Origin of the sequence: Pedobacter sp. (assembly GCF_035317785.1) — a bacterium.
Lineage (GTDB): Bacteria > Bacteroidota > Bacteroidia > Sphingobacteriales > Sphingobacteriaceae > Pedobacter.
Genome location: NZ_DATHGC010000141.1, coordinates 1 through 3,221 on the forward strand (window position 1 = coordinate 1; position 3,221 = coordinate 3,221).

Here is a 3,221-nt window from a genome sequence, read left to right on the forward strand (position 1 = left end):
AACCTGCACCTGCTGATGGTCAGCTTCTACAGGCCGGTAAAGGGAAGGTTCAGGATCATTATGGAAGCGGGTGCTTTCCCATCAGATCAGTATGCTATTGAAAGCCAGGTACGTTTTCATGGCTATGATCCAAAGGAAGCCATTATAGAAGTAGCCCCGCGTGCCGGCGAATATATCCTGAGAACGGAAGATATCCTTTCGGCGATCAGGGAGAACGGCGCAGAAATTGCTTTGGTGCTTTTTGGCGGGGTCAATTATTTTACCGGTCAGTGGTATGATATGGAGGCCATCACTAAAACCGGTCATGAAGCAGGCGCGCTGGTTGGCTTTGACCTGGCACACGCTGCGGGAAATGTGCCTTTGCGGCTTCATGACTGGGAGGTGGACTTTGCCTGCTGGTGTTCTTACAAATACCAGAATTCAGGACCGGGCGGGATCAGCGGGATCTTTGTTCACGAAAAGCATTTTGGTGATGCCGCTTTGAACAGGTTTGCCGGATGGTGGGGCTACCGGGAACAGCAGCGCTTTAAGATGGAAAAGGGATTCGTTCCTGAGGCAGGAGCCGATGGCTGGCAGGTAAGCTGTACGCAGGTAATGCCCATGGCGTTGTATCACGCCTCGCTGCAGCTGTTTGAAAAAGCAGGGTTTATGGAGCCATTGCGTACTAAGAGTAAAACTTTAACAGCCTACCTTTTTTATATTGTAAATGAGGTGAATAAAGATTTGGGAATGGAGCAATATAAACTGATCACACCCCTGACTGAAGCCGACCGTGGGGCGCAGGTTTCCATTATCGCAAAGCAAAACGGCAAGCGTATTTTTGAGCAATTGGCAGCTGCCAATGTGCTGGGTGACTGGCGCGAACCTAATGTGATCAGGCTGAGCCCGGTGCCGATGTACAATTCTTTTGAAGATGTGTTTCATACCGGAGCGCTGCTGCTGGACATCAGTAAAACTTTGCAGATTTGAGCGGTGTATTTGATACTTTGACCGAAGTATTAACTGAATATTAGTATTTTTATTCAAAAGGAATTAGCTATATGATCAATTACAATCCCAAGGACTGGGTCAATTTTATATTTCATTTTCACAAGGCGGATACCTTCAGAAAGTTATGGCCGCTGATGGTCAGTGTAGGGGTATTTTCTGCACTGATCGCTTTCTTTGAGCTCAATTATTTGAAGCTGGCTGAGACCACTTATGTTAAAAATATAGGGATGATGCACAACCTGCTGGGTTTTGTGATCTCTATGCTATTGGTGTTCAGAACCAATACCTCGTACGACAGGTGGTGGGAAGGCAGGAAGATGCTGGGCTCGCTCACCAATGTGAGCCGTAATTTTGCCATTAAGATCAAATCTCTGAAACCCGGTGCGGCACATCTGGAGTTTTTCAACTACGCCATTCCAAAATATGCCTTCGCTTTGAAGGAGCATTTGCGCGAAAGGCAGTATTTTGGAAAGAACAGTTTGCTGATAGAAGTGGACGGCGGCAAGCACATCCCAAACCAGGTGGCGGCAAGCATATCGGCCCGTATATTTGAGATGCAGGCCAATGGGGAGATCAGCCAGGAACAGCTGATCATACTTAATGCGGATGTTCAGCAGTTCACCGATATTTGCGGTGGCTGTGAGCGGATTAAGAAAACGCCGATCCCTTATTCTTACAGTGCATTCATCAAGAAGTTCATCTTTATTTATGTGATCACTTTGCCCATTGGCTGGGTGTTTAGCCTGGGTTATTTTGTGATCCCAATTGTGCCTTTTATCCTGTATGTGCTGGCCAGTCTGGAGCTCATCGCTGAAGAGATTGAGAACCCGTTCGGAGAAGATGCCAACGACCTGCCTGTGGATGAGATCTGTGAGAATATAGAAAAACACGTGGGGGAGCTGCTGGACTGATATGGTGAAAATAGCCTGGCATCCCCTGTATGCTCATCCGCTGCCTGAGGGTCATCGTTTTCCGATGGTCAAGTACGAACTGATCCCGGAACAGCTCTTGCATGAGGGCCTGATCAAGCCAGATCATTTGTTTGCGCCTGAGCCTTTGAGCGAGGAGCTGGTCTTGCTGACCCATGATCGGACGTACTGGGAACAGCTGCGGGACTTAACTTTGCCTGCTAAGGAACAAAGGAGAATCGGTTTTCCGCTGACTGCGCAATTGGTTGAGCGTGAATTGAGGATCGCTCAGGGATCTGTTGAAGGCGCGCTGTATGCACAGCGGCATGGGATTGCCTTTAATGTGGCTGGCGGCACGCATCATGCGGGGAGTAACTGGGGGGAAGGTTTTTGTCTGCTGAACGATCAGGCCATCGCTGCTAATTACTTATTGAGCAAAGGTTTGGCTAGCCGTATCTTAATTATTGATTTAGATGTGCACCAGGGCAACGGAACGGCTGAGGTCTTTTACGGTCAGCCGCGGGTGTTTACTTTTTCTATGCACGGGGAGAAGAATTTTCCATTCAGAAAGGAGCGCTCTGACCTGGATATTGCATTGGAAGATGGCTGTGAGGACGATGAGTTTTTAACCAGGCTGGCTATTGCGCTGAAAGGCCTGGTGAGGGAGAAACCCGATTTTGTGTTCTACCTTTCGGGTGTGGATGTTTTGGAAAGTGACAGCCTGGGCAAACTGGCGCTCAGTAAATTTGGCTGCAGGGAGCGCGACCGGCTGGTGTTCCGGTTTTGTAAGGACAATGGTTTACCGGTACAGGTCAGCATGGGCGGCGGGTATTCGCCGGATATAAAGGATATTGTGGATGCGCATTGCAACACATTTAAGACAGGATTAGATATTTTTGAATAGATCATGAAGATCGTTATTGCAGAAAAGCCTTCGGTGGGGCGTGAGTTGGCTAAAGTCTTCGGCGCTACGACAAAAAGGGATGGTTATATAGAGGGTAAGGGGTATTCTTTTACCTGGGCGTTTGGCCATTTGCTGCAGCTGGCTCCGCCCCAGGAGTATGGGTATATCGGCTGGAGAAGACAGCATTTGCCGATGCTGCCGGCCAAGTTCAAGCTGGGAATCCGAAAGATCAAGACTAAAGACGGTATGGTGGAGGATCCAGGGGTAAGGAAACAGCTGGACATCATTAAGAAGCTGTTTGATGAGGCTACTGAAATCATTGTAGCGACGGATGCGGGGCGGGAGGGTGAACTCATCTTCCGGTATATCTATTATTTTTTAAAATGTAAAAAGCCCTTTAAGCGGTTGTGGATCTCCTC

General features: G+C 48.4%; 4 protein-coding genes. All 4 read left to right on the forward strand.

The genetic code is table 11. The features are described 5' to 3' along the window. Positions 1-969, forward strand: a 969-nt coding sequence (gene kynU, locus VK541_RS08940; RefSeq protein ID WP_324369093.1) for a kynureninase, incomplete at its 5' end; no start/stop codon positions are given. A 71-nt stretch (positions 970-1,040) separates the two neighbouring features. Continuing rightward, positions 1,041-1,901, forward strand: a complete 861-nt coding sequence (locus VK541_RS08945) for a bestrophin family protein (RefSeq protein ID WP_324369095.1) — start codon at positions 1,041-1,043, stop codon at positions 1,899-1,901. Between the two features lies 1 nt (position 1,902). After that, entirely contained in the window at positions 1,903-2,802 is a 900-nt protein-coding gene (locus VK541_RS08950) for a histone deacetylase (RefSeq protein ID WP_324369097.1), read from the forward strand. Positions 2,803-2,805: 3 nt separating this feature from the next. Then, positions 2,806-3,221 (forward strand): toprim domain-containing protein (locus VK541_RS08955; RefSeq protein WP_324369099.1); only part of this gene is annotated, 416 nt, incomplete at its 3' end.